The 24,106-nt window shown below is 68.2% G+C and carries 20 protein-coding genes and 2 pseudogenes; 8 read left to right on the forward strand and 14 right to left on the reverse strand.

Annotated features, from left to right (window positions below):
- Window positions 1-77: 77 nt before the first annotated feature.
- Window positions 78-500 (reverse strand): organic hydroperoxide resistance protein, encoded by a 423-nt coding sequence (locus tag BCY76_RS04750; protein WP_070161354.1) that lies wholly within the window; start codon window positions 498-500, stop codon window positions 78-80.
- 201 nt (window positions 501-701) lie between these two features.
- On the opposite strand from BCY76_RS04750, the gene BCY76_RS04755 reads away from it, so the two are divergent.
- The 3 genes from BCY76_RS04755 to BCY76_RS04765 are packed head-to-tail and all read left to right on the forward strand — an operon-like array spanning window position 702 to window position 2,676.
- Entirely contained in the window at window positions 702-1,973 is a 1,272-nt protein-coding gene (locus tag BCY76_RS04755) for a galactokinase (RefSeq protein ID WP_085437252.1), read from the forward strand.
- Window positions 1,886-2,131, forward strand: coding sequence for a hypothetical protein (locus BCY76_RS18910; protein ID WP_083277645.1), 246 nt, complete (start codon window positions 1,886-1,888; stop codon window positions 2,129-2,131). The genes BCY76_RS04755 and BCY76_RS18910 overlap by 88 nt, the downstream gene beginning before the upstream one ends.
- Window positions 2,128-2,676 carry a GNAT family N-acetyltransferase gene (locus BCY76_RS04765; RefSeq protein ID WP_070161290.1) on the forward strand — a complete coding sequence of 183 codons (549 nt, stop codon included), beginning with the start codon at window positions 2,128-2,130 and terminating at the stop codon, window positions 2,674-2,676. The genes BCY76_RS18910 and BCY76_RS04765 overlap by 4 nt, the downstream gene beginning before the upstream one ends.
- 11 nt (window positions 2,677-2,687) lie before the next feature.
- On the opposite strand, the gene BCY76_RS04770 is transcribed toward BCY76_RS04765, so the two are convergent.
- The 3 genes from BCY76_RS04770 to BCY76_RS04780 all read right to left on the reverse strand — a co-directional run bounded on the left by BCY76_RS04770 (window position 2,688) and on the right by BCY76_RS04780 (window position 5,730).
- On the reverse strand, window positions 2,688-3,932 hold the full coding sequence (locus BCY76_RS04770) for an acyl-CoA dehydrogenase family protein (RefSeq protein ID WP_070161292.1): 1,245 nt from the start codon (window positions 3,930-3,932) through the stop codon (window positions 2,688-2,690).
- A gap of 89 nt (window positions 3,933-4,021) precedes the next feature.
- Window positions 4,022-4,423, reverse strand: coding sequence for an acyl-CoA thioesterase (locus tag BCY76_RS04775; RefSeq protein WP_070161356.1), 402 nt, complete (start codon window positions 4,421-4,423; stop codon window positions 4,022-4,024).
- A gap of 26 nt (window positions 4,424-4,449) precedes the next feature.
- Window positions 4,450-5,730: a CaiB/BaiF CoA transferase family protein gene (locus BCY76_RS04780; RefSeq protein WP_083277646.1), complete on the reverse strand. Its 1,281-nt coding sequence runs from the start codon at window positions 5,728-5,730 to the stop codon at window positions 4,450-4,452.
- A 137-nt stretch (window positions 5,731-5,867) separates the two neighbouring features.
- On the opposite strand from BCY76_RS04780, the gene BCY76_RS04785 reads away from it, so the two are divergent.
- Window positions 5,868-6,794, forward strand: coding sequence for a LysR family transcriptional regulator (locus BCY76_RS04785; protein WP_070161293.1), 927 nt, complete (start codon window positions 5,868-5,870; stop codon window positions 6,792-6,794).
- Window positions 6,795-6,904: 110 nt separating this feature from the next.
- Here the strand turns inward: BCY76_RS04785 and BCY76_RS04790 are convergent.
- From BCY76_RS04790 to BCY76_RS04805, 4 genes and pseudogenes are all read right to left on the reverse strand, one after another.
- Window positions 6,905-7,723, reverse strand: a pseudogene (locus BCY76_RS04790) (3-hydroxyacyl-CoA dehydrogenase family protein); the annotation flags it as partial.
- Window positions 7,720-8,601, reverse strand: coding sequence for an enoyl-CoA hydratase/isomerase family protein (locus tag BCY76_RS04795; RefSeq protein ID WP_083277654.1), 882 nt, complete (start codon window positions 8,599-8,601; stop codon window positions 7,720-7,722). The gene BCY76_RS04795 and the pseudogene BCY76_RS04790, both read right to left, overlap by 4 nt.
- Window positions 8,602-8,654: 53 nt before the next feature.
- Window positions 8,655-10,751 (reverse strand): TRAP transporter fused permease subunit, encoded by a 2,097-nt coding sequence (locus BCY76_RS04800; RefSeq protein ID WP_083277648.1) that lies wholly within the window; start codon window positions 10,749-10,751, stop codon window positions 8,655-8,657.
- The gene (locus tag BCY76_RS04805; protein ID WP_070161295.1) at window positions 10,748-11,926 is read right to left on the reverse strand and encodes a TAXI family TRAP transporter solute-binding subunit; all 1,179 of its coding nucleotides are present in this window, start codon (window positions 11,924-11,926) and stop codon (window positions 10,748-10,750) included. The genes BCY76_RS04800 and BCY76_RS04805 overlap by 4 nt, the downstream gene beginning before the upstream one ends.
- Window positions 11,927-12,339: 413 nt before the next feature.
- On the opposite strand from BCY76_RS04805, the gene BCY76_RS04810 reads away from it, so the two are divergent.
- Window positions 12,340-13,857, forward strand: a complete 1,518-nt coding sequence (locus BCY76_RS04810; protein WP_085437254.1) for a class I adenylate-forming enzyme family protein — start codon at window positions 12,340-12,342, stop codon at window positions 13,855-13,857.
- Between the two features lie 56 nt (window positions 13,858-13,913).
- Window positions 13,914-15,148: pseudogene (locus BCY76_RS04815) on the forward strand (acyl-CoA dehydrogenase family protein).
- 456 nt (window positions 15,149-15,604) lie between these two features.
- On the opposite strand, the gene BCY76_RS04820 reads toward BCY76_RS04815, so the two are convergent.
- Genes BCY76_RS04820 through BCY76_RS04830 form a run of 3 tightly spaced genes read right to left on the reverse strand, consistent with a single transcriptional unit; the run spans window position 15,605 to window position 18,546 of the window.
- On the reverse strand, window positions 15,605-16,915 hold the full coding sequence (locus tag BCY76_RS04820) for a TRAP transporter large permease (RefSeq protein ID WP_201791077.1): 1,311 nt from the start codon (window positions 16,913-16,915) through the stop codon (window positions 15,605-15,607).
- Entirely contained in the window at window positions 16,915-17,493 is a 579-nt protein-coding gene (locus tag BCY76_RS04825) for a TRAP transporter small permease (protein WP_070161301.1), read from the reverse strand. Before BCY76_RS04825 ends, BCY76_RS04820 begins: the two co-directional genes overlap by 1 nt.
- 42 nt (window positions 17,494-17,535) lie before the next feature.
- The gene (locus BCY76_RS04830; protein ID WP_070161362.1) at window positions 17,536-18,546 is read right to left on the reverse strand and encodes a TRAP transporter substrate-binding protein; all 1,011 of its coding nucleotides are present in this window, start codon (window positions 18,544-18,546) and stop codon (window positions 17,536-17,538) included.
- 297 nt (window positions 18,547-18,843) lie between these two features.
- Here BCY76_RS04830 and BCY76_RS04835 point away from each other — a divergent pair, with 297 nt between their 5' ends.
- Together BCY76_RS04835 and BCY76_RS04840 are read left to right on the forward strand one after the other, a co-directional pair.
- On the forward strand, window positions 18,844-21,171 hold the full coding sequence (locus BCY76_RS04835) for a glycoside hydrolase family 3 protein (RefSeq protein ID WP_085437256.1): 2,328 nt from the start codon (window positions 18,844-18,846) through the stop codon (window positions 21,169-21,171).
- Window positions 21,172-21,263: 92 nt separating this feature from the next.
- Window positions 21,264-22,286 carry a LacI family DNA-binding transcriptional regulator gene (locus BCY76_RS04840; RefSeq protein ID WP_070161303.1) on the forward strand — a complete coding sequence of 341 codons (1,023 nt, stop codon included), beginning with the start codon at window positions 21,264-21,266 and terminating at the stop codon, window positions 22,284-22,286.
- An 8-nt stretch (window positions 22,287-22,294) separates the two neighbouring features.
- Here the strand turns inward: BCY76_RS04840 and BCY76_RS20265 are convergent, their stop codons facing one another.
- The 3 genes from BCY76_RS20265 to manD are packed head-to-tail and all read right to left on the reverse strand — an operon-like array spanning window position 22,295 to window position 24,098.
- Window positions 22,295-22,573 (reverse strand): gluconokinase, encoded by a 279-nt coding sequence (locus tag BCY76_RS20265; protein ID WP_336581961.1) that lies wholly within the window; start codon window positions 22,571-22,573, stop codon window positions 22,295-22,297.
- Window positions 22,570-22,872: a gluconokinase gene (locus BCY76_RS20270; protein ID WP_336581963.1), complete on the reverse strand. Its 303-nt coding sequence runs from the start codon at window positions 22,870-22,872 to the stop codon at window positions 22,570-22,572. Before BCY76_RS20270 ends, BCY76_RS20265 begins: the two co-directional genes overlap by 4 nt.
- A complete protein-coding gene (gene manD / locus BCY76_RS04850; protein WP_070161305.1) occupies window positions 22,869-24,098 on the reverse strand; it encodes a D-mannonate dehydratase ManD in 1,230 nt (409 codons plus the stop codon). The genes BCY76_RS20270 and manD overlap by 4 nt, the downstream gene beginning before the upstream one ends.
- Window positions 24,099-24,106 lie beyond the last annotated feature (8 nt).

Consider the following 24,106-nt stretch of genomic DNA (forward strand, 5'->3'; position numbering starts at 1 on the left):
ACGGCCCGTCTCCCTGATCAGGGAGACGGGCCGTGGCACGTGCGGCGGAAGCGCGGGCGCTTCTCCTCGCGGATCGATCAGTCGTCGGTCACGACGACCTTGACCTCGATGTTGCCGCGGGTGGCGTTGGAGTAGGGGCACACCTCGTGGGCCTTGTCGGCCAGCTTCTGCGCCTCATCCTGGGGCAAGTCCGGCACGACCACCTCGAGGGTGACCTCCAGACCGAAGCCGCCCTCGGGCAGCTTGCCGATGCCGACCTTGGCCCCCACGGAGGAGTCGCCCAGCTCGGCGTTCTCCTGGCTGGCGACCAGCTGCAGCGCGCCGTGGAAGCAGGCCGCGTAGCCGGCGGCGAAGAGCTGCTCCGGGTTGGCGCCCTCGCCGGATCCGCCCATGGCCTTCGGGGCGGCCAGGTCGAGGTCGACGCGGCCGTCGTCGGTACGGGTGTGGCCGTTGCGGCCTCCCCCGGTCGCGATGGCCTCCGCCGTGTACAGGGTCTCCATGGTGATCTCCTCTCGGTCGACGATCAGTCCTGCATCAGAACAACACATCTGTCCGGCCTTGACCAGGGGTTCGTGCCGGTATTCGCTCAGAGCTGTGCGCTGTTCAACCACTCCTCCACCCGGGGGCGGGACGTCGCCGGTGAGCCTGGCTCGTGTCACCGATGCCGTGTCCGGGCCGTCCGCCAGGCAGAATAGGGAACCATGCATTCCGACGACGCCGCCCGCCTCTCCCCCGGGGAGCCGCACCGCATCAGCGCAGGGCTCCGCACCCGGTTCGCCGAGGAGTTCGGCCGGGATCCGGACGGCGTCTGGTTCGCCCCCGGGCGGGCGAACCTCAACGGTGAACACGTGGACTTCCATGGTGGCCGGTGCCTGCCGATGGCTCTGGCGCATGGCACCTACGTGGCCGCCGCCCCGCGGCAGGACGGCCTGCTGCGGCTGCGCACCCTGGACCCGGAGCTCGACGACGGCGTGCAGACCCTCAGCCTGGCCGCCGTCGGCGCGGTGATGAGCGACGACGGCGCGGAGGCCGGCGAGCCGGCCACGATCACCGATGTGCACACCATCGTGCCCGGGCAGATCTCAGGATGGACCTGGTACGTGGCCGGCACCCTGTGGGCGCTGGCTCGGGTGGGCGAGGAGGCCCCGGAGCTGGCGGTGCCGGAGGACTTCGGCGCGGACCTGCTGATCTGCTCGACCCTGCCCATCGGCGGCGGGCTGTCCTCCTCGGCCGCGCTGGAGTGCTCGGCGATGCTGGCGTTCGTCGCTCTGGCCACCCCGCTGGGAGCGGCAAACCGTGGAACCGCGCTGGACGCGGCCCTGGACGACGAGCTGAGGGCCCGGCTGGCTGCGGCCTGCATGCGCGCCGAGGTGGAGGTGGTCGGTGCAGGCACCGGCGGGCTGGACCAGACGGTGAGCCTGAGGGGGCGTGCCGGTCATGTGGTGTCCCTGGACTGCCGGGACTTCACGGTGGAGCGCCTGCCGATGGACGGACTGCTGGCCGAGCACGCCTTCTTGGCGATCGACACCCGGCAGGCCCACTGGCTGGGTGACGGGCAGTTCGACGATCGTCGCGCCGACTCGGAGGCGGCGATGCGCCTGCTCGGTGTGGACCGGCTGCGGGATCTGCTGCCCGAGCACCCGGAGACTGGCGACGTCGACGTCGCGCTGGCACGGTTCGATGAGCTGACCGGCGGCCATGAGCTGGCCAGCGAAGCAGAGGCGCTCGAGGGGCGCAGCACGGCGGCATGCCGGCGTCGCCTGCGGCATGCGTTGACGGAGATGCTGCGATCTGAGCAGCTGGACCGGATCCTCACTGACGAGGAACTGGAGCCCACGACGCGGCCGCCGAGGTGGGTCGCATCCTCACCGCCGGGCATGCCTCGATGCGGGACGACGCCGAAGTCTCCTTCCCGGCGGCGGACGCCCTGGTGGGGACGGTGTCCGAGGTCGGGGCGCTGGGCGCGCGGCTGATCGGCGGCGGCTTCGGCGGTTCCGTGCTCGCGCTGGTGCCCCGCGACCGCGAGGATGCGGTCATCGGGGCTGCGGCCCGAGTGTGCCAGGAGCAGGGGTTCACCGCTCCGCGGTTCCTGCATGTGGAACCGTCGGCGCCGGCGCGCGTGGTGGGGTGAGGGCCTTCCAGGTGGTCGCACCAGCCCCTCTGGAAGGACCGACCGTCCGTGAGATCCGCGCGACCGACCTCCCCGCCTTCCTCGCCGCCCGGCCGGACGCCGCGAGCATGGGCCCGTATCTGCTGCGCCAGCAGACCAGCGGCATCGGCACGGGCCTGGTGGCCTTCTGCGGGGAGGAGCTGAGCGGGTCACTGGAGCTGTGCTGGACCTGGCCTGCCGAGGTGAGAAACGTCCACGTCGTCGAGACTTGGCGAGGGCAAGGCATCGGCACCGCGCTGATGAACGCGGCTGAGCAGGCGGTGCTGGCGCGGGCCGCACAGGGTGAGTCGGCGGACGATGGTGAGCCTGCCGACGATGAGGAGGCGCTGAGCCTCCAGCTGCGCGTGAGCGCGGACAACGCGGGCGGCCGGCGGCTCTACGAGCGGCTGGGGTACCGGCCCACCGGCGTGCGCACCACCACCACGTTCTCATCCGTGGACGACGGCGGCGCCCCCGGCACCGCCACCGAGACTGAGGAGCTGCTGGTCAAGCGCTTGGAGCCCTGAGCCGACTGCGATCAGCGACGCGAACGGGTGAAGGCGGAGAGACCCGTGATCTCTCGACCGACGATGAGCGCCTGCATGGAGTCGGTCCCCTCATACGTGGAGACCACTTCCATGTCGGTGAGATGACGCGCGATCTCGTTCTCCAGCAGAAGGCCGTTCCCGGCGAGGATGTCCCGTGCGGTGCGGCACATCTCCAGCGCCTTCCGCGACGTGGTCATCTTCACCAGTGAGGCCCGAGGGCCGGTCAGCCTCCCCGCCTCCGCGAGGTCGGCCATTCGCAGGCACATCAGCTGCATGGAGACCAGGTCGGAGAGCATCGTGGCCAGCTTCTCCTGGACCAGCTGGTATCCGCCGATGGGCCCGCCGAACTGCTCCCGCTCCAGGGAGTAGCGGACGGCGATGTCAAAGGCGGCCATCCCGTGGCCCAGCGCCTCCCAGGACGCCCCGCCGCGCGTCGCGGCCAGCACTCGGTTGACACCCGCGAAGCTCTCGCAGTGCTCCAGACGGTTCTCCGAGGGGACCCTGAGGGCCTCGATCACGATGTCCGCCTGGTTGATGGCACGCTTGCCGATCTTCCCGGTGATGACCTCAGGCCGATAACCCGCAGGCCAGGCGCCGTCGTCCTGCCTCTCCACCACGAACGCCTTGACCTGGCCGTCAGCCTCATCCCGGGCATAGACCACGACGACGTCGGCGGCATGTCCGTTGCCGATCCAGCGTTTGTGCCCATCGAGCACCCAGGTGTCACCTTCTCGGCGCGCCCGCGTCTCCAGCGAGACTGAGTCCGAGCCGTGGGCCGGCTCGGTCAGAGCGAAGGCCCCGGTCTTCTCCAATCGAGCCATGGCGGGCAGCCACCGGTGGTGCTGTTCGTCATTGCCCAGCATGTAGATGCTGCCCATGCACAGCGACGAGTGCACCCCGAAGAAGGTGTTCACGGACCCGTCGATGCGCCCCATCTCCCGCGCCACGATCCCCGCAGCTCGCCGGGAGAGCCCCGGACATCCGTGCCCCGGGATGAAGCCGCCCACGATGCCGAGCTCCGCCAATCCGGGCAGCACAGAGGTGGGGAACTCTGCCCGCTCCCAGTGGTCATCGATCACCGGGGCGATCTCTCGCAGTCCGAACTCCCGGACCCGGTCACGCAGGTCCCGCTCGTCCTGGCTGAGATCCGCGTCGAGCTCGAAGAAGTCCAGAACTGTCGGCTCCTGGCCTACAGAGGTGTCTGCCGCCGGAGCGGCACTCAGGGTCTCAGCCATCGAAGGCATCTCCTTCTCAGAACGTACGGGATGGACAGCAGGGAGTGGTCGGAACCGGTCGACTCGGGGAAGAGCGAGGACGGGCCGGATCAGAGCTGCCCTGCTCTTTCGGCAGTGTCCTCGGGGATCAGCGCCGCCTCGAGCGCGGCCCGGAGGTCCGGGCTCAGGGGCTCCGGGCGTCCGACCTCTGGATCTACGCAGACCATCACGGAACGGCCGGTGACGCAGGCCCGCCCCTTCTGGTGCAGCTCGTGGTGGACGCTGAACGACGTCGTGCCGATCCGGGATATCCACACGCGCGCCGTCGTCTCTTCCCCGTAGTGCAGCGGGTGGACATAGTCGACGGAAAGGGAGCGCACCAGGCGCGGCCTCTCCGGAATGCCCCGGAACCACTGGGAGGAGGCCTGGATGCGCGCCTCTTCGAACAGCGTGATGACCTTGGCGTTGTTCACATGCGCGTTGAGGTCCTGATCCGACCATCGCAGCGGCATGGCGCAGGTGAACGGTGCGACGCCTGTCACCGCACGCCCTCAGCCGAGGCGCCGCCGCCGGAGGAGTCTCCGCTCTTCTCTCGCCGCTCGGCGAGCCAGGTCAGCACGGCGTCCTGGTCCTCCCCCAGGGCCGGGGGCTGCTTGGGATAGCTGGCGGGCGTCCGGCTGTAGGTGACAGGATGCCTGACGGTCGGCACGCTCGTCTCACCGTCGCCGCTCTCGGCCACGGGCTCCAGGCCCAGAGAGGCGGCGAACTCCACCCCTTCGTCGATCCCGAGGATGGGCGAGCATGGCACGCCTTCAGCCTGCAGGGCGTCGAACCATTCCTGAGCCGTGGCTCCGGCGAGCGCGTCGAGGAGCAGAGGGCGGAGCTCGTCCCGATGCCCGTTCCGGGCCTCCATGGAGGAGAAGCGGGGGTCGTCAGCAAGTTCCGGCAGCCCGAGGCGGGTGACCAGTCGGGTGAACTGCCGGTCGTTGCCCACGCAGATGATGAGGTCTCGATCCTTCGCAGGGAAAGGTCCGTACGGATAGAGGCTGGGGTGGTCGTTGCCGAGTCTCCGGGGCACGTTTCCGCAGGCGACGTAGCCGGTGGTCTGGTTCACCAGGCCGGACAGCGCTGAGGAGAGCAGGTCCAGGGCCAGATGCTGACCTTTGCCGGAGGCCTCCCGCTCCCGCAGGGCGCCGAGGATGCCGACTGCCGCGTGGAGGCCGGTGATGACGTCGAACATCGCCACTCCTGCACGCTGCGGCGAACCGTCGGCCTCCCCGGTCACGGACATGAACCCGGAGACGCCCTGAGCGAGCAGGTCGTAGCCGGGCATCGTGGCCCCGCCCTTGGTGCCGAAGCCGGTGATGCTCACATGGACGATCTCGGGCCAACGCCGCGCCACCGACTCGACGTCGAGGCCGAACTTCGCGAGGCCTCCGGGCTTGAAGTTCTCCACGAAGACGTCGGCCGCATCGAGCAGCTCGTGAGCGGTGCGCAGATCCTCAGGATCCTTCAGATCCAGCATCACGGAGTGCTTGTTGCGGTTGACCGCGAGGTAGTAGGTGCTCACACCGTCACGGTGCGGGGGGATCCACTGGCGGGTGTCGTCTCCGCCGGGGCCTTCCACTTTGATCACGGTCGCCCCCATGTCCGCCAGGAGCATGGTGCAGTACGGCCCGGCCAGCACCCGGGAGAAGTCGGCGATGACGACGCCGGCCAGTGGACCCGTGGGCGTGGCCTGCGACGTCGGCCAGCACGCCGGGTCCTGGTCCTGAGATCCGTACTCCCCGGCGGCGACGTCTTCGGCTGACAGTGTCATCACTTCCCCCGATTCCTGTGAACGCTGTGCTTTGCACCACACAACCACGCAGATTAGGCTTTGTCCAAGACAAATTCCTCTGAACTCTGATACCTGCGCGGCAATAATCGGACGGGCAGCACGAACAATGGAGGCGCATGGAGGTCCACCAGGCTCAGGCCTTCCTCACGGTGGCCGAGGAGCTGCACTTCGGACGGGCGGCCTCCCGGCTGCGCATGGCCCAGCCCCCGCTGAGCCGCCTCATCAAGCAGCTCGAGCGTTCCCTGGGAGCGGACCTCTTCGAACGCAGCACCCGTCACGTCGCCCTCACCGCCGCCGGCCGCGCCCTACTCGAACCCGCCCGGAGGCTCGTCGAAGCGTCAGAGGAGGCGGAACAGGCCGTGCGCAACGCTCTCACCGGGGAGACGGGCCGGGTCCGCGTCGGGTTCGCGGGGGCCTCGATCAATCGCAAGGTCGGCGAGCTCGCCCGCCAGGTCCGTGCGGCACGCCCCGGGCTCATGCTGGAGCTCTACAGCTCGCAGTTCTCCCATCTGGGTCTCGAGCGCGTGCTGGACGGCTCCCTGGACCTGGTCATCGGGCGCTGGGACTTCCTGCCGGCCGAGGTCGACTCGGCAGTCATCGCCCTGGAGGAGGTGATGGTGGTCCTGCCGGCGGCCCACCCGCTGGCCTCGCGGGCCACGGTCGACATGCGGGACCTCGCCGAGGAGCCCTGGATCACCCTTCCCGGTGGTGTCGGCGCCGCGCTGCAGAACCGCCTGAACTCGCTGGCGATGGCGGCCGGGTTCGTCCCCCGAGTCGTGCAGACCGCACCCGACTCATGGACGCAGGTGGTCCTCGTCGGCGCCCAGATGGGATGCGGCCTCAGTCTGGACTCCGTGCGGGACAACGTCTCGTCAGACGGCGTCGTGTTCTCCTCGATCACCTCGGAGGACCGCCCGTTGGAGGTGAGGATGATCTGGCGGCGGGCCGACGACAATCCGGCGCTGCACGCGGTCATCGACATCGCCCAGACCATGTTCCCCGACCCACGGGACGGGCAGGAGGGGCAGGACGGACACACCTGAGGCGCGGGGGCGTCTCCCGACGACGGACCGTCACTCGTAGGTGTACCAGCCTGTCCGCTCTTCCTGCCGTACCGTCCGGCCTCCACCAGCTCCGTGATGGCCGGGTGTGGCAGGCTCGCGGGGTCGCCGGTCTGCTCATACTCGGCGTTCCGGATCATGTGCACGACGTCGATTCCCACCAGATCCATCAGCTCGAAGGGCCCCATGGGGTGGCGCAGGGCCGTCCGAGCGGCGGCGTCGATGTCCTGGAAGTCGGCCACGCCCTGGTCCAGGAGGCTCAGCGCCTCCTGGCGGATGGCGTGGAGCAGCCGATTGGCCACGAACCCGGGGATCTCCTTCCGCAGCGTGACCAGGGTCTTGCCGAGGGCGCGGGTGAAGTCCGCCGCGCGTTCGAGCGTGGCTTCCGAGGTGCCGGGGTGCGGCACCAGCTCCACGCACTCCATGACCAGGGCCGGATTGAAGAAGTGCAGGTTGCACACCCGCTCCGGATGCCGCACCGCGTCCGCCAGGCGGGACGACACGATGTTGGACGAGTTGGTGGCCAAGATGGTGTCAGGACCGCAGACGGCGTCCAGCTCGCTGAAGATCCTGCGTTTCACACCGAGCTCCTCCACAGCGGCTTCGATGACGATGTCGCTGGCGGCCGCGACCGCGTCACGGTCGGTGGTCATGCTCAGGCGACCCCAGGCTGCGGCCACGTCCTCCGGAGTCTGCCTTCCCTTCTCCACATCCCTGTCCAGTCGGGAGCGCAGCTGGTCGCCCGCGGAGTCGAGCTGCTCCTGGCTGATGTCCACCAGGTGGGTGCGGAAGCCGGCGAGCGCGGACACGGCCGCGATCTGTGAGCCCATGGTGCCAGCGCCCACCACGGTGGCCGTGGAGATCGCTGACTCCCCCTGAGGCGTCGAGGGCTCGTGGGCGTGAGTGCTCATTCCTGGCCTCCTTCAGGGGCGCGATCGGATGCGGCGGGGCTTCCGGAGTCAGTGGGTCGGGACGGCTGCACCACCTGGTGCGCGCTGTAGTCGGGCGTCCGCTTCTCCAGAAAGGCGCCGGTGCCCTCTGCTCGCTCTCCGGTGCTGTAGAGCACCGACTGGGCCAGTCGTTCAAGGAGCATGCCGGTCGCGGCGTCGGCGTTCAGACCGTGACGGATGATCGTGGTGGCGAGCTGGACGGCGAGCGGCCCCCGGGCCATGATCTGGGCTGCGGTCCGTCGCGCCTCCTCGAGCAGGCCGTCCGGTTCCACGACGGCAGTAACCAGCCCCGCCTGCAGCGCCTCATCGGCGTCGAGACGGCGCCCGGTCAGGATCATCTCGGTGGCCCGCCCGGCACCGATCAGCCGGGCAAGACGCTGGGTGCCGCCGGCGGCGGGGATGATGCCCAACCCCGTCTCCGGCAGGGCGAAACGAGCGGCCGTGGAGGCGATCCGGATGTCGCAGGCCAGCGCCAGCTCGAGCCCGCCCCCGAAGGCATAGCCGTTGACGGCGGCGATCGTGGGCTTCTCCACGGCCTCTACGGCGGTGTAGAACCGCTGCATGGTGGCACGCAGCCCGTCCTCAGGCGTGCGCCGGGCGAGCTCGTTGATGTCGGCACCGGCGACGAAGGCCTTCTCCCCTGCCCCGGTGAACACGATGACCCGCACGGCGTCGTCCCACCGGAGCTCCTCCACCGCATCGGCCAGCTGCTGCAGGACACGGCTGTCCAGGGCGTTGCGGACCTCCGGACGGTCCACAGTGATCGTCCCGATGCCGTCGTCGACGTCCAGGATCAGGCTCCCGACCCTGCGGGTGGATTCGTGTGCATATGTGGTCATCGTCGATTGTGCCCCTTCACGTGTCGGGTCGGTCTCGGTGGTCGGTTGCAGTGTCATCGTGCTCCTTCCGCGGCGGCCTCGGCGGCCGCATCCTGGGGTGTGTCGTCCTCCTGACGGCCGCGTCCCGCCCAGGCCACGCCCACCACTCCCGCGACGACGGCCAGGCCGACCAACGCCCAGATGCTCCCGCTGAGGAAGAGAAGGAACCCGCCGGCTCCGAGCAGCACCCGCAGCGGCACGCTCACATGCGCTTCGACGCCGACCAGCCAGCCCCCGATCGCGCAGGCAAGGGCGTAGACCGCCACGAGGCCGGCCAGCAGCGCCAGCGCGACATCGCCGAACCCTGCCTGGGCCACGAGAGCCGGATTGAGCACGAACCCGAAGGGCACGACGTACTTCACGGCACCGAGCTTCATCGCGGAGATGCAGGTCGCCATCGGGCTGGATCGGGCGATCCCTGCGGCGGCGAACGCGGCCAGTCCGACCGGCGGAGTGATGTAGGAGACCGAGGCCCAGTAGATGACGAACAGGTGCGCCGCGATCGGATCCACTCCCAGCGCGGTGACGGCGGGGACCATGACGATGGCGAGGAAGACGTAGGCCGCGGAGATCGTCAGCCCCATGCCGAGGATGAAGCACACCAGGGCGCTGGCGATGAGGATCAGCAGCAGGTTGTCCCCGACGACGGCGACGAGGTCGCGGGACAGCGACAGCGCCACTCCGGTGGCGGAGAGTCCACCCAGGAACAGCCCCACCCCGGCGATGATCGCGATGATCTGCCCGAGGGTCCGGCCGACGTCGAGCACCATCGCGAGCCATTCCTGCGGACCGAAGCGCAGCCCCGGGGTGACCACAGCGATGGCCAGGAGCACGCCCACGACCCAGAACGGGACCTGGGACTCTGACCCTGAGGTGAACAGCAGGACGGTCAGCAGGGCGAGCGCCCCCAGGTAGGGCCATCCCGCCAGCAGCGAGGCGCCCAGCCGAGGAAGCCGTTCCCGCGGCGTGCCGGTAAGACCCTGCTGCGCGGCATAGCCGTCGATCTGCAGGAAGATGCCCAGGAAGTAGAGCACCGCGGGGATGGTGGCCGCGATGAGGACCTCGGTGTAGGGAACCCCGACGAAGGAGACCATGAGGAAGGCGGCCGTGCCCATGATCGGCGGCGTGATGGAGCCGCCCGATGAGGCCGTGGCCTCGATCCCTCCGGCCATGCGGGCGCTGAAACCGCTGCGTTTCATGGCAGGGATGGTCATGGGGCCGGTGGTGAGCACGTTGGAGACGGCCGAGCCGCTCATCATGCCCATGGCGGCAGAGCTCGCCACCGTGACCTTCGCCGAGCCCCCGCGGTATCGGCCGAACAACGCCATGGACAGGCCATGGAAGAACCCTGCGCCGCCGGTGTGCTGGAGGACGACGCCGAAGAGCAGGAAACCGACCAGGATGGACCCTGCCGTCTGCAGCGGCAGGCCCAGAATGCTCTCCGCCCCCATCACGTGGATCTGCGCGATCGTCGGAAGGTCGTAGGAGATCCCCTGCAGCAGACCCATCGGTATGACGTCGGCGACCATCGGATACAGCGAGAAGGCCAGGGCCAGCACCGCCACGATCCATCCCGCGGCCCGTCGAAGGGCCTCCAAGACGATGCCCCACAGGACGAAGCTGAGCACCGTGGCAGTGGTCGGCGCGACGAACTCCCAGCCATACTCCTGGATGTCCACGCCGTGGTAGGCGAACCACAGGCAGCACGCGAGGAAGACCGCCAGCACCAGCACGTCGTACCAGGGGACGCCCGGGGCGGCGTCCTCGCCCGCGGTCGGGGCGGACCGTGCACCGCGGGCCGGCCACATGATGAACACGATCGGGATGAAGCAGGCGATCAGCAGATAGAGGAAGGCGTTGGTCAGCACGGCCAGGCCTCCGATGTTCCAGAAGAACACCTGATTCATGGTCAGCAGGATCCCGGCCAGGGTGAGCCCGGTGACGACCACGGTCCACGGGAGGGTCAGACGAGGGTTCCTCCGGACGGCGTCGAGGACGCGGCGCGTCTCCGTGGACTCCTCCCCCTCGGACATCGCGGGCATCCCGGGGGCCTCAGGTTGCTCCCGCCGGGTCGTCGCTGCGCTGCGGCGCTCAGGACTGATGGAGGTCATGCGTCAGCTCCGTCGTCGGTGGAATCGATGGAGGGCAGGCTCGGCAGATTCTCCCGCTTCCAGTCCTTCCAGCGGCGGGCGACGCCGTCGTCGTCGCCATGGCGCTCCCAGAATCCCGGCCAGGCCTCGGCCAGGAGTCCCTCACGATCCAGCAGGGCCTGCTGACGGGCCTCGTGCCCTTCCGTCCACCGTCCGATGGAGCGGAAGTACTCGACGGACCCGGAGTGGAAGGGGACCACCATCGGCTCCAGAAGGACCTTGTCGGGCCCGAAGTTCTGCGCGTCCGGTGTGGCATCCCGGAAATGCTCGAAGTGCTCGTCGATCCCGAGCACCAACTCGGAGACCTCGTCCGCGGGCCGTTCGGCCACAGTGGTCAGCGGGATGGAGTACTCCATGTTGACGGCGGTCTCGCCGTCGTCCATCCCGGCACCGGTGAACTCACCGGGCCGGACCATGGGTGCCAGCTCCTCCCAGGTCTCATAGCGAGTCGGGTCATCGCCGCCGAGGTCGAGCCAACGGACCTCATGCTGAGAGGCCAGCTCCTCGATGTTCGAGCCGACCACGTTCTGATAGAGCGCGTCGAGGTGGCCGGTGCGCAGTGCGTCGATCTGCTCTCCGTAGGTCAGGTCCACCGGGACCACGTCCTCGCCGGTGAGGCCACCGTAGTTGAGGATCGCCTCGAGCTTGCGATTCATCGAGGTGCTGGCCACCAGGCGCGGGTACCGCTTGCCTTCGAGGTCGGCGACGGTCTCGATTCCGCTGTCCGCCAGCACCAGGACGCCGTAGTTGCCGGGAGGAGCCCAGACCTGCCGGATGGGCTGCGGTCCCCACTGCTCGGAGGCGAACTCGTCGTCGCCTTCGAAGCCGTAGTAGTACTCGTCTCCGGCGCGGGCGTAGTGGGCCGTTCCGTTGATCATGGGGGCCAGTCGCCCGATCCCCGTATCTGAGGTCATGAGGCGGACCTGGACCCCCATGCGCCCCGTGAGAGTGTTGGCGACGGCGGCGAGATCGTTGTACGTCCCGGTGCCGACGCCGTAGGTGGACCAGACCAGCTGCCGGGGCAGGCCGGAGGCCTGGGCAGGGGCCGGGCTGCATCCGGTGAGGCCGGCCAGCGCGGCCAGCCCGGTCCCGGACGCGGCTGCCAGGAACGTGCGACGAGTCAACCTCGGGGACATGTGACCTCCAGGTGGGGAGCGCGATGCGAGACGTCCGGCCGACTCCTCAGGCCGCATCGAGCCTGTCGGGCCGGCGTACCTGAGAATCGTCTGCGGACGGAACGAGGACGTCGCCTCGCGGTCGGAGCAGTACCTCCATTCATACCCGCAGAGTGTGATCCGCAACACTCCACGGGGGCTTTATTCCTCTTTTCGCATGAATCACGAGCGACAGACGCAACGCCTGCCGAGTCCCGCACCAGATCAGGAGAGTCCGGGCCACCACGTGGTGCGCGGGGACCTCACGGGCGTCGCACCCTCGCCCGGAGCCTGGTCACCGCGTTGCCAAACGGGGCCGACCCTGGTTACGTGTTGCTCGTCACGCGGATGCGAAGGCCACAACTCTCACCCGTGACGCGGAGTAAGGAGTCCTCATGTTCAATCTGGCGATGGCCGTCTCACACACCGCCCAGACGCGTCCCCATCGGCTGGCAGTGGTCTCCGCCGAAGAGTCGTGGACGTTCGCCGAGCTGGAGGACCACATCAGTCGCGCCGCAGGAGGTCTCCGGAATGCCGGGCTCATGCCGGGCGACACCGTCGCACTGAGCCTGCCGACGTCGCCCGAGTTCGTCGTCTCCTACTACGCCGTACTGAGAGCCGGTCTCACCGTCGCTCCGATGGCCCCGTACTCGTCAGCCCGGGAGGTGCGACACGCACTGGGTACGTGCGGCGCCCGGGCGCTCGTCACCCTGGACGGCAGCCGGCCAGAGGGCAGCGATGACCTCACCGTGCTGAGTCTCTCGGGCCTCGTCGAGCACAGCGCTGACGACGGCGCCGAGTCATTGACGGCACGATCACCTGAGGACGTCGCCGCCGTCATCTTCACCTCCGGGACCACCGGAGCCGCGAAGGCCGCGCAGCTGACCCACTGGAACCTCTGGATGAGCTGCACCGCCCTGCTCTCTCGTTCCCAACCCACGGCCGACGACGTGGTCCTGGCCTCCCTGCCCCTCCACCACGTCTTCGGCATGTCCGGACTGATGAACGCCGCCATGACCTGGGGGATGACGCTGGTGCTCCAGCCCCGCTTCGAGGCGGCCGAGGCCCTGGATCTCATCGAGGAGCACCGGGTAACCCGCTTCTCCGGGGTGCCCACCATGTTCCTGGACATGATCCGACAAGGCGTCGGAGAACGTGATCTCTCCAGCCTGCGTCACGTCACTTCCGGCGGCTCGGCACTGCCTCCCGGCGTGCTGGAGGACTTCGAGAACTTGATTCCCAGTGCGACCCTGCTGGAGGGCTATGGGTCCTCCGAGACGACGTCGTCGGTATGCGTGAACTCGAGCAGAGCACGACGACGCCCCGGTTCAGTCGGCACACCGTCCTGGGGCACGCAGATGCGTGTCGTGTCCGATGACGGAACTCCGCTCCCTCCTGGACCGGAGCATGTGGGTGAGCTCCAGATCTGCGGTCCCACGGTCTTCGCCGGATACGCCGGAGATCCCGACGCCACCTCCGCGGCATTCGACGGCGACTGGCTCCGCACCGGGGATCTCGCCTGGATCGACCCAGAAGGCTACGTCCACCTGGTCGATCGGCGGTCGAACATGATCATCCGCGGGGGCCTCAACGTCTATCCGGCCGAGGTGGAACACGTGCTGACGTCCCATCCGGACGTTGTGGAGGCCGTGGTCCTGGGGCAACCCCATGAGAGGCTCGGACAGGAGATTGCCGCGCTGGTGGTGCCATGTCGCCCGACGGCGGAGATGACCGCGCCCGAACGGGCCCGGCTGCTGGAGGGCATCGATCAGCATGCGCGTCAGGAGCTCGCTCCGTACAAACGCCCCCGACAGACACACCTGGTCGACTCGCTGCCACGGACGGCCGCAGGGAAGATCATTCGACCTGCAGCCCGGAGCATGCTGGCGGAGCGGGTCGTCGACCCCGCGTGACCCGCCGCCCAGATCCACGCACCCCCGATCACTCACCTCATGACGAAGGAGTCTTGATGACCACCACCCCCGCCCTCCACCGCACCGACCTGATGGGCATCGAGGCCCAGCTCTCCGCCGAGGAGATCGCCACCCGGGACCGGGTTGCGGAGTTCGTGGACCGGAGGATCCGTCCGCACATCGCCCGGTGGTACGACGAGGCGGTCCTGCCCACGGAGCTGTTCGGGGAGATGGCGGAGCTGGGGCTGTTCGGCATGCACCTGAGCGGCTACGGCTGCGCGGGCCGCAGCGCCACTGAGTACGGGCTGGCCATGCAGGAGCTGGAGGCCGGGGACTCGGGGATCCGCACGGTGGTCTCGGTGCAGGGCTCGCTGGCGATGTCGGCCATCCACAAGCACGGCTCCGAGGCGCAGAAGCAGCAGTGGCTGCCCGGCATGGCCGCCGGGGACACCATCGGATGCTTCGGACTGACCGAGCCGACCGCCGGCTCAGACCCGGGCGGCATGTCCACCCGGGCCCGCCGTGAGGGTGACGAATGGGTGCTCGACGGGGCGAAGCGCTGGATCGGCCTGGCCACGATCGCGGATGTGGCGATCATCTGGGCCAAGGTCGCGGCCGGGGAGTCCGAGGCCGCCGTCGATGGCGAGCACCGTACCCGCCCCGACGACGCGGGCGAGGTGGTGCGCGGCTTCATCGTGCCGACCGACACCCTCGGGTTCCGGGCCGAGGCCATCGAACGGAAGCTCTCCATGCGCGCCTCCCTGCAGTGCGACATCGTCCTGGACGGCGTCCGGCTGCCAGCCGATGCGATCCTGCCGAAGCACCCGGGCCTGCGTGGCCCCTTCTCCTGCCTCTCGGAGGCCCGCTACGGCATCGCTTGGGGTGCCATGGGCGCGGCCCGAGACGCCTTGGAAGCCGCCCTGGACTACGCGGCGGAGCGCCAGCAGTTCGGCCGCCCGCTCTCCGGCTACCAGCTGACCCAGAAGAAGCTCACCGACATGGCCCTGGAACTCACCAAGGGCCAGCTGCTGGCCCTGCAGCTGGGCCGGGCGAAGGACGCCGGCACCCTGGAGAACCACATGATCTCCGTGGGCAAGCTGAACAACTGCCGGACCGCCATCGAGATCTGCCGAGAGGCCCGCACCATCCTGGGCGGCAACGGCATCACCGCCGAGCACTCCCCGCTGCGGCACGCCAACAACCTGGAGTCGGTCCGCACCTATGAGGCACCGACGAGGTCCACACGCTGATCATCGGTCAGCGTCTCACGGGGGAGGCCGCCTTCCGCTGATCATCTGAGGTTGACGGCCTCCGCGATGGAGGGCTCAGCCACGGCATCCGTCACGGGAGACTCGCCCCTGAGGAGCAGGGCCGCCCGGGCGGGAAGCCCTGCTCCTCGCGTGCCCCCAGGCTCCGCGATGCCTCGTTGAGACGCCCCTCATCCGTGGGGCTCCCGAGATCGCGCCCATGACCCCGGCAGTCCATGAGGAACACCCCGCACCCCTCCTGCTGCAGATGCCCGGCCAGGCCGTTGGGGGTCCGTAGAGTGAGGTCCTGACCGTCCACCAGCGCCTCTCGGCCGGGGCCCCTGAGGCACTCGGGCAGCAGATCCTAGACCGCTGGAGTCTCCACACCGGCAGCAGCACCAGCGCTGCCGGCAGCATCCGCCTCGGCCTCAAGCACCCCGGCGCGCGACGTGAGATTCTGCCCGGGGAGACCAGCGACACCGTCCGCCGTCCGAGGCGCGTCAGTCCATGAGACCGCTCAGCCGCGGCACCGTCAGTGAGAGCTCAGGGACGAACACCACCAGCAGCAGCGCCACCAGGATCGCCAGGAGGAACGGCCAGAGCTTCCCGATCACCGGCTCGATGCGGAGCCGCGCCACCCGCGCCCCGACGAATAGCACGTTGCCGATCGGGGGCGTGATCACACCGAGCGACAGGTTCATCACGACCATAGTTCCGAAGTGCACCGGGTCGATGCCGAACTCTAGGGCGATGGGCAGGAAGATCGGCACGAAGATCAGGATCGCCGGAGTGGGATCCATGAATGTCCCGATCGCGATGAGCACCGCCATCATCAGCAGCAGCACCACGATCTCGCTCTCGGTCAGACCGAGGACCAGGTCCGAGATCAACGGGGGGATCCTCGCGAAGGACAGCACGAAGGACAGCACTGTGGAGACGCCCACCAGCAGCATCACGATGGCCGTCGTGCGGCCTGCGTCGACGAGGATCTGCGGCAGATCCTGCACTCGGATGGTTCGGTAGAAGGCGGAGAGCACCAAGCAGTAGACCACAGCGATCGCCGCGGACTCCGTGGCGGTGAAGTATCCGGCGATGATGCCGCCGACCACGATCACGATCATCAGCAGCGAGGGGAATGCCCTCCACAGCACCCTCAGTGCCTGCACGAAGCTCACCCGCTCCGGGGTGCGCAGTCGCCCGGGCTGGCGCAGGGCGTAGACGAGCACCACCACCATGCAGGCCAGCACCCAGAGGATTCCCGGGACCACGCCGGCCATGAAGAGTGCTGCGATGGAGGTCCCGGAGACCAGCGCATAGACGATGAACGTGTTCGACGGCGGCAGCAGCATCCCTGCCGGGGCCGAGGCGATGTTCACTGAGGCGCTGAAGCGGCGGTCGTAGCCCTCCTGGGTCATCCTCGGGTTCATCACCGTCCCGACCGCCGCCGCCGAGGCGACCGCCGCGCCGGAGACGGAGCCGAAGAGGCCGTTGGCCACGACATTGGTCTGCGCCATGGAGGCCGGCATCCGACCGGTGACCACCTTGGCAGCATCGACCAGTCGCCCGGCGATCCCGCCGTTGTTCATGAGCACCCCGGCCAGCACGAACAGGGGGATGGCCAACAGCGGGAAGGAGTTGATCCCGGTGAACATCTGCTGAGCGCTGATCAGCGCGGCCTCCTGCAGCCCGAGCAGCGGGATGGCGGCGAGGAACGAGACGGCGCCGATGACCACCGCGATCGGCACGGAGAAGGCCATGCCGATGATGATCCCGACCAGCAGGATGAGTCCGGTCAGCGTCGCAGGCTCCATCACTTCCCCTTCCGTGGGTCATCCGTACTGGGCAGGATCGTGCTGCGGTCGGTGTACTTCGTCACCTGGACCTGCGGGTCGTCCTCGTCGCTGGTGTCGGGATACGGAGGTTCAGCCTCACGCACCAGCGCCTGGATGTAGTACAGCGCGTAGAAGGTGATCAGCACCCCGGTCACCGGGAGCGCCAGATACATCTGCCCCACGGTGAACGGCAACGCACTCAGCTCCTGGTTCCAGGCGTTCTGCGACGCCCGCCATCCTCCCCAGATCAGCACGACGAGAGAGAAGGTGAGCACCACCACCTGGACCAGCACGGAGAGCAGTCGCTCGGCTCCGCTGGGGAGCTTCCGCGCCAGGAACTCCACGGCGATGTGGCCACGCTCCCCGAAGACGAACGCCGAGGCGAAGAGCCCCAACCACACGAACGTCAGCCGAGCCCCCTCTTCAGTCCAGGTGGCCGGACTCCCGGCGACCTGCCGGCTGAAGACCTGCCACACCACCACCAGGACCAGCAGCGCGAAGAGCACCACGGTGATCCAGTAGAGGCCTCTGTCCAAGGACTTCTTCAGAATGTCCACGTCACACCTCCGACCATCACCGGCACGGGCAGCACAGCAGGATCACTCAGCCGCATCCCGTGCGGCGTCATGGAGCTCCTGCTGGGAGTCGGTGGTGATGAACTCCTCGACCATCGCCGTGAGCTCGTCGTCGAAGGCCTCGTCATCGACCTCTGAGAACTCGGCGCCGCCAGCCTCGGCTCCTGCGATGGCCTCCTCGGTGGCCTCGGCCCAGAGCTCGGTGTGCTCCTGGTGGGCGGCGGCCCAGCCCTCGTCGAAGGTCGCACGGTCCTCCTCGCTCATCGAGTCCAGGACGTCGGAGTTGATGATCAGGTAGTCCAGACCCACCAAGTGGTTCGTGTAGGACCAGTAGGGCGCCACCTCGTAGTGTCCTTGCGTGTAGTAGGAGACTTCGTTGTTCTCGGCAGCGTCCACCACACCGGACTGCAGCCCGGTGTACAGCTCTCCATAGGCCATCGGCGTCGCGGACCCGCCCAGCGCCTCAGCCATGGCGATGTTGATCGGGGACTCCTGGATGCGCAGGTTCTGTCCGCTGAGGTCCTCCGGAGTCTCGATCGGCCCGTCCGTGGTGTAGACGCTTCGGGCCCCCTGAGTGAAGCCTCCGAGCACGGTGAAGCTGTGGGAGTCCTCGAGCGAGGCATAGAGGTCGCCGGTGATCTCCGGGTCGTGGATGACGTCCATCTGATGGTCGACGTCGTCGAAGACCCGCGGCAGGTTGAACACCATGAAGTCGTCGTTGAGGTTCTCCAGCTGGGCGCCGGAGACGATGGCCATGTCCACGCTTCCATCGCTGACCAGCTGCAGAGCCTCGGCCTGCGCGCCGAGCGTCTCATTGGGGTAGACGTCGATCTCCCACCCCTCCGTGTTCTCTGCGAGATGGTCGTTGAAGTTCTCCAGCGCGATGTACGACGGGTGATCCTCAGACTGGTTCAGCGCCAGCCGCAGCGTCTGGCCGGCGTCGGCACCATCTGCCGCCTCACCGCCGCAGGCGCTCAGCAGCAGGGTCACTGTGGCCACGCTGGAGATGATGATCGGGGTTCTGGTGCTGTTCATCGAAATCAGTCCATCCTTCATCGGTGCGTCCACGACGTCCTCGTCGCCGCCGTGGGGTGATCCGGCCGCTCAGAACAGGAACAGCCTCAGACCTGCATTGTCGTCAGACCGCAGAAAGGCAGGGAAGTTGTTGCCACGAGTTGCCAGACTACGTGGCCCAGGACACATCCCTGGCCCCGGCGCTGAACCCCTCGCTCCGCACTGCAGCCTGGGGAGCGGCAACTCATGGCAACTTGTTGCCGGTCGGCGTCGCACGCCGTGATCCTGATCACTCCACACCGAATGGAGGATCACTCAATGACGACGTCTCACCCGCCACGGCGACGCACCCTGCGTCGTGGTCTTCTCCCTGTCCCGCTCGGCCTGACCCTGGTCGCCACGTCCTGCGCCACTCCCACAGAGAGCGCATCCGAAGAGCCGCCGGAGCTCGACTCCCGGGTCGCCGAGATCATCGAGGTCGACGGAGAGAGCTTCCGCGACCTGAACGACAACGGTGAACTGGATCCCTATGAGGACTGGCGCCTGCCCACCTCGGAGCGCGTCACGGATCTGGTGGGCCGGATGACCCTGGAGGAGAAGGCCGGCCTGATGCTCATCGACACGCTCAATGCAGAGTGCCTGGACGAGGAGCGCGGCGCGGTGCCGGAGCATGCCGAGGACTACATCGACACCGAGCACATGCACCGATTCGTCTTCCGCAACGAGGTCACCCATGAGGACGACGCCGAATGCGGGGATCCCGACGGCGGCTTCCGGGCGAGCACCAGCGTGACCCCGGCGGAGGCGGCGGAGTTCACGAACGCCGTGCAGGAGCTGAGCGAAGCCACCCGATTGGGCATCCCGGCGCTGTTCAAGTCCAATGCGCGCAACCACATCGACCCGGACGCCCGTGCCGGGATCAACGAATCGGCGGGAGCCTTCAGCGCGTTCCCCAAGGAGGCGGGCATCGCCGCGGCGGCACTCGGAGCTGAGGCGGAGGCCACTGGGGAAGCGCCGACCACCGGCGACATGAGTGTGGTGGAGGACTTCGCGCAGGTCATGGGTCAGGAGTGGGAATCCATCGGACTGCGTGGAATGTACGGCTACATGGCCGACCTCGCCACCGAGCCGCGCTGGTACCGGACTCATGAGACGTTCACGGAGGATGCGGCGCTGGCCGCAGACATCATGGAGACCCTGGTCGGCACCCTGCAGGGCCCTGTCGACCAGGACGGCGTCTCCCTGTCCCCCGACACAGCAGTGGCACTGACGCTGAAGCACTTCCCGGGCGGCGGGCCTCAGGAGCTGGGGCTGGACCCGCATTACGCCTTCGGGAAATCACAGGTCTACCCCACCGACGCCTTCGGGGAGCACCTGCTGCCCTTCGAGGCCGCCATCGATGCAGGAGTCTCCTCCATCATGCCGTACTACGGCATCCCGATGGATGTGACCCATGACGAACAGCAGTACGACGAGACCGGCTTCGCCTTCTCCGATGAGATCATCGACGGGCTGCTGCGCGAGAACCTCGACTTCGGCGGGTACGTCAACTCCGACACCGGCATCATCAACGACCGGGCCTGGGGACTGGAGGAGGCCTCCGTGCCTGAGCGGGTCGCGGCCTCGATCAACGCCGGGACGGACACCCTCTCCGGGTTCAACGAGGTCGACGTCATCCTTGATCTCGTCGATGACGGCCTCGTCACCGAGGAGCGGGTGGACGAGGCGGCAGAGCGGCTGCTGACACCGATGTTCCAGATGGGGCTCTTCGAGAACCCCTACGCTGACCCCGAGGCTGCCACAGCCACCATCGGCGCCCAGGAGAACCGGGAGCTCGGCCTGGACCTGCAGCGGCAGTCGCTGACTCTGCTGCAGAACGAGGACGTCGACGGCGAGCCCACCCTGCCCCTGGAGACCGATTCGGAGGTCTACATCCTGGGTGACTTCACCGAGGAGACGGTCGCCGAGTACGGCTTCGACGTCGTCGACGGCAACGTCGACGAGGACCAGGAACGCCCCAGCGCCGAAGGGAGCGACCACGTGCTGATCTCCATAACGGCACGCAATGTCTCTGACGAGTATGTCAGCGACGATGAGGAGTTCGGCCTCGATCTGGAACACACCAACCCGATCACCATCGACGGCCTGGAGGGCCTCGACGGGTGGAGCCCCTACGGAGCCGCGGACGCGTGCGTGGCCTATCGCGCCGAAGACTGCACCGATGACGGCCTGATCTTCGGAGGCTCATATCCGTGGGAGTCCTCCATCCTGGACTTCACCGGGATGGAAGAGGCCGAGTCCTGGGAGGTCGTCCCGTCCCTGGAGACGATCCAGGAGGTCATGGACGAGGTGGACGACCCCAGCAAGGTCGTTCTGCACGTCTACTTCCGCCAGCCCTACGTCCTGGACGAGGACAGCGGCCTGCTCGATGCCGGTGCGATCGTCGCCGGGTTCGGCATGAGCGACACGGCCCTGATGGATGTGCTCTCCGGTGAGCATGCGCCGCAGGGCAGGCTGCCTTTCGCCCTGCCCTCCACCCGTCAGGCGGTCATCGATCAGAACAGCGACGCCCCTGGATATGCCGACACCGAGGACGGCGCCCTGTTCGAGTTCGGCCACGGCCTCACCTACGAAGAGGGCAGGTAGATCCCGCGGCGACTCGCCACGAGCTCGACGGCGGCACCTTGAGGGTCTTCCTTGAGTTGCCGCCGTCCGGTGCTCTGAGTACTCTCACGCACATGGCGGATGATGCGAAGCGGGTGAGGCCTCCGACCATCTATGACGTCGCCGAACGTGCAGGGGTCGCCCCCTCGACGGTCTCCCGGGCGCTGGCTCGGCCCGGTCGCGTGAGCACCCAGACGGCGGACAAGGTTCGTCGCGCCGCCGAAGCGCTGGGCTACGGCAGACGCCCGCCCTCCCCCGGGCTGACCGCCCTGCCGACACGTTTGCTGGCCATTGTGGTCGCAGACATCGCCAATCCGGTGTTCCACGACGTCATCCGCGGCGCCGAGGCGGCTGCCGAGGAGGCGGGATACACCGTGATCCTGTTCGACGCCCAGGAGTCGGACGAGAGAGAGCGCCGCGCCGCCGAGCAGTTCCTGCCCGCTGTCGACGGTCTGGTGCTGACCAGCCCACGGCTCTCGGATGCCGGGATACACGCAATCGCCAAGCAGCGCCCGCTGATCACCTTGAACCGCCAGGTGCGGGGCCTGCCCAGCGTGCTCACTGACAGCGCGCGCGGGACGCGCAGGGCCGCTGAGCACCTCGGCGCCCACGGGCACGACTCGTTGGCCTACGTGGCCGGCCCTGAAGCGTCATGGACGGACGGCATGCGCTGGCGGGGAGCCCAGGAGGCCGGGATCGACCTGGACATCCGCACTCGCCGCATCGGGCCCGGCGTCCCCACTGTGGCCGGAGGCGAACAGGCCGCGAGAGCATGGGCGGAGGCTCCCACCACAGGCGTGATCTGCTACAACGACATCATGGCGGTGGGTTTCATCCGCCGCCTGCAGGCGACAGGTCTGGACGTGCCGACCGATGTCAGCGTCATCGGTTTCGACAACAGCCGCATCGGGCTGCTCACCACCCCGGCCCTGACGTCAGTGGCGTCCCCCTTGCAGCACCAGGGAGAGATGGCGGTGAAGAACCTGATCGCGATCATCAACGGGGCGATCTCCTCGGAGGAACCCGTTCTGCTGCCCACGAAACTCGTAGAGCGCTCCTCCAGCGGGCCGGCATCGGGCCGCCCGCCGTCGGCCTGAGGGACGATTCAGGCGGCAGAGCCCGTCAGCCAGCTCCGGGCCTGGTCCACCACAGCGGCCACCGGAGTCGAGATGTCGACCATCCGTCCTGATTCGTCGGGCTGGAGCATCTCCAGCGTGGCGAGCTGGGAGTCCAGCAGGCTCGCCGGCATGAAGTGTCCAGGCCTCGCCTCCAGACGCTGGGCGAGCAGCTCCCGGCTCCCATGCAGGTGCAGGAACGTCACCTCCGGCGACGCCTCACGGATGATCTCCCGGTAGCTGTGCTTCAACGCCGAACAGCCGATCACCAGGCTCCGCCGTCGTCGGCGGCGTCGGCCAGCAGCTCTCCGATCTGTCGAAGCCAGGGTTCGCGGTCTGCGTCCTCCAGGGGAACCCCCGAACGCATCTTCGCGATGTTGGATTCGGGATGCAGGACGTCGCCGTCGAGGAACCTGCCGTCGAGCTGCGCGGCGAGCAGCTCCCCCACCGTGGTCTTGCCGCAGCCAGAGACCCCCATGACCACCACACGGTGCGGCCCACCGCTGGAGACGCGCGAGGAGTCTCCCTGAGGCGGCCGCGCGGGAGTCTGCGGGATGCTCGCGCTCACCAGTCGTGGACCGTCCCGTCAGCCAGACGGTTGTACGGCAGGTACGCCTGCTGGTATGGGTGCTTCTCCGCAGCCTCGACGTTGAACTCGACGCCGAGCCCCGGGGCCTGCCCCGGGTGCAGATAGCCGTCGGTGAAGGTCATGGACTGCTCGAAGACCTCGTTGGTCGCCGGGGAGTGCGGCATGTACTCCTGCAGCCCGTAGTTGTGGATGGCGAGCCCGACGTGCAGCTGGGCGGCGAATCCGATGGGTGAGATGTCGGTGGGCCCGTGGAAGCCGGACTTGATCTGATACTGCGCCGCGTAGTCCATCACCTTCTTCAACGGCGAGATGCCGCCGAAGTGCGTGGAGGCGGCCCGCACGTAGTCGATGAGCTGCTCGCTGATCAGTGCCTGGAAGTCCCAGACGGTGTTGAAGATCTCACCGATGGCCAGCGGGGTGGTGGTGTGCTGACGGACCAGGCGCAGGGCGTCCTGGTTCTCCGCAGGAGTGCAGTCCTCCAGCCAGAACAGATCGTAGGGCTCCAATGCCTTGCCGAGCTTGGCCGCCTGGATGGGGGTCATCCGGTGGTGTCCGTCATGGAGCAGCGGAAGCTCAGGGCCGAACTCGTTGCGGACAGCTTCGAACACTGTGGGCAGGTGGCGCAGGTAGGCCCGGGTGTCCCAGTCCTCCTCCTGCGGGAAGGCGCCGCGTCCGGCGGGTTCGTAGTCGTAACGCTCCCCGGAGCTCTGCACCTGGGCGGCCACGCCGTAGACGGCCTTGAGCCCCGGCACTGCGGTCTGGATGCGGATGGACCGATAGCCCAGCTCCAGGTGCTCCCGGACCGAGTCGAACAGCTCGGGGATGTCGGTCCCTGAGGCATGGCCGTAGGCGCGCAGCCCTGTCCGTGAGGCGCCGCCGAGCAGCTGGTAGACGGGCATGCCGGCCGCCTTCCCCTTGATGTCCCACAGGGCCATGTCGACAGCCGCGATCGCCGCCATCGTGACCGGTCCACGGCGCCAGTAGGAGGACCGGTACAGGAACTGCCAGGTGTCCTCGATCCGGTGCGGGTCCCGGCCGATCAGGAGCTGGGTCACGTGCTCGCGCAGATACGCGGCCACTGCGAGCTCTCGGCCGTTCAGCGTGGCGTCGCCGATCCCGACCAGACCTTCGTCGGTCTCCACACGGAGCGTGACGAAGTTGCGGGACGGACTGGTGACGAAGACTTCGGCCTTCGTGATCTTCATACGATGTC

This window comes from Nesterenkonia sp. PF2B19 (genome assembly GCF_001758425.2).
In the GTDB taxonomy this organism is placed as follows: Bacteria; Actinomycetota; Actinomycetes; order Actinomycetales; family Micrococcaceae; genus Nesterenkonia; species Nesterenkonia aethiopica.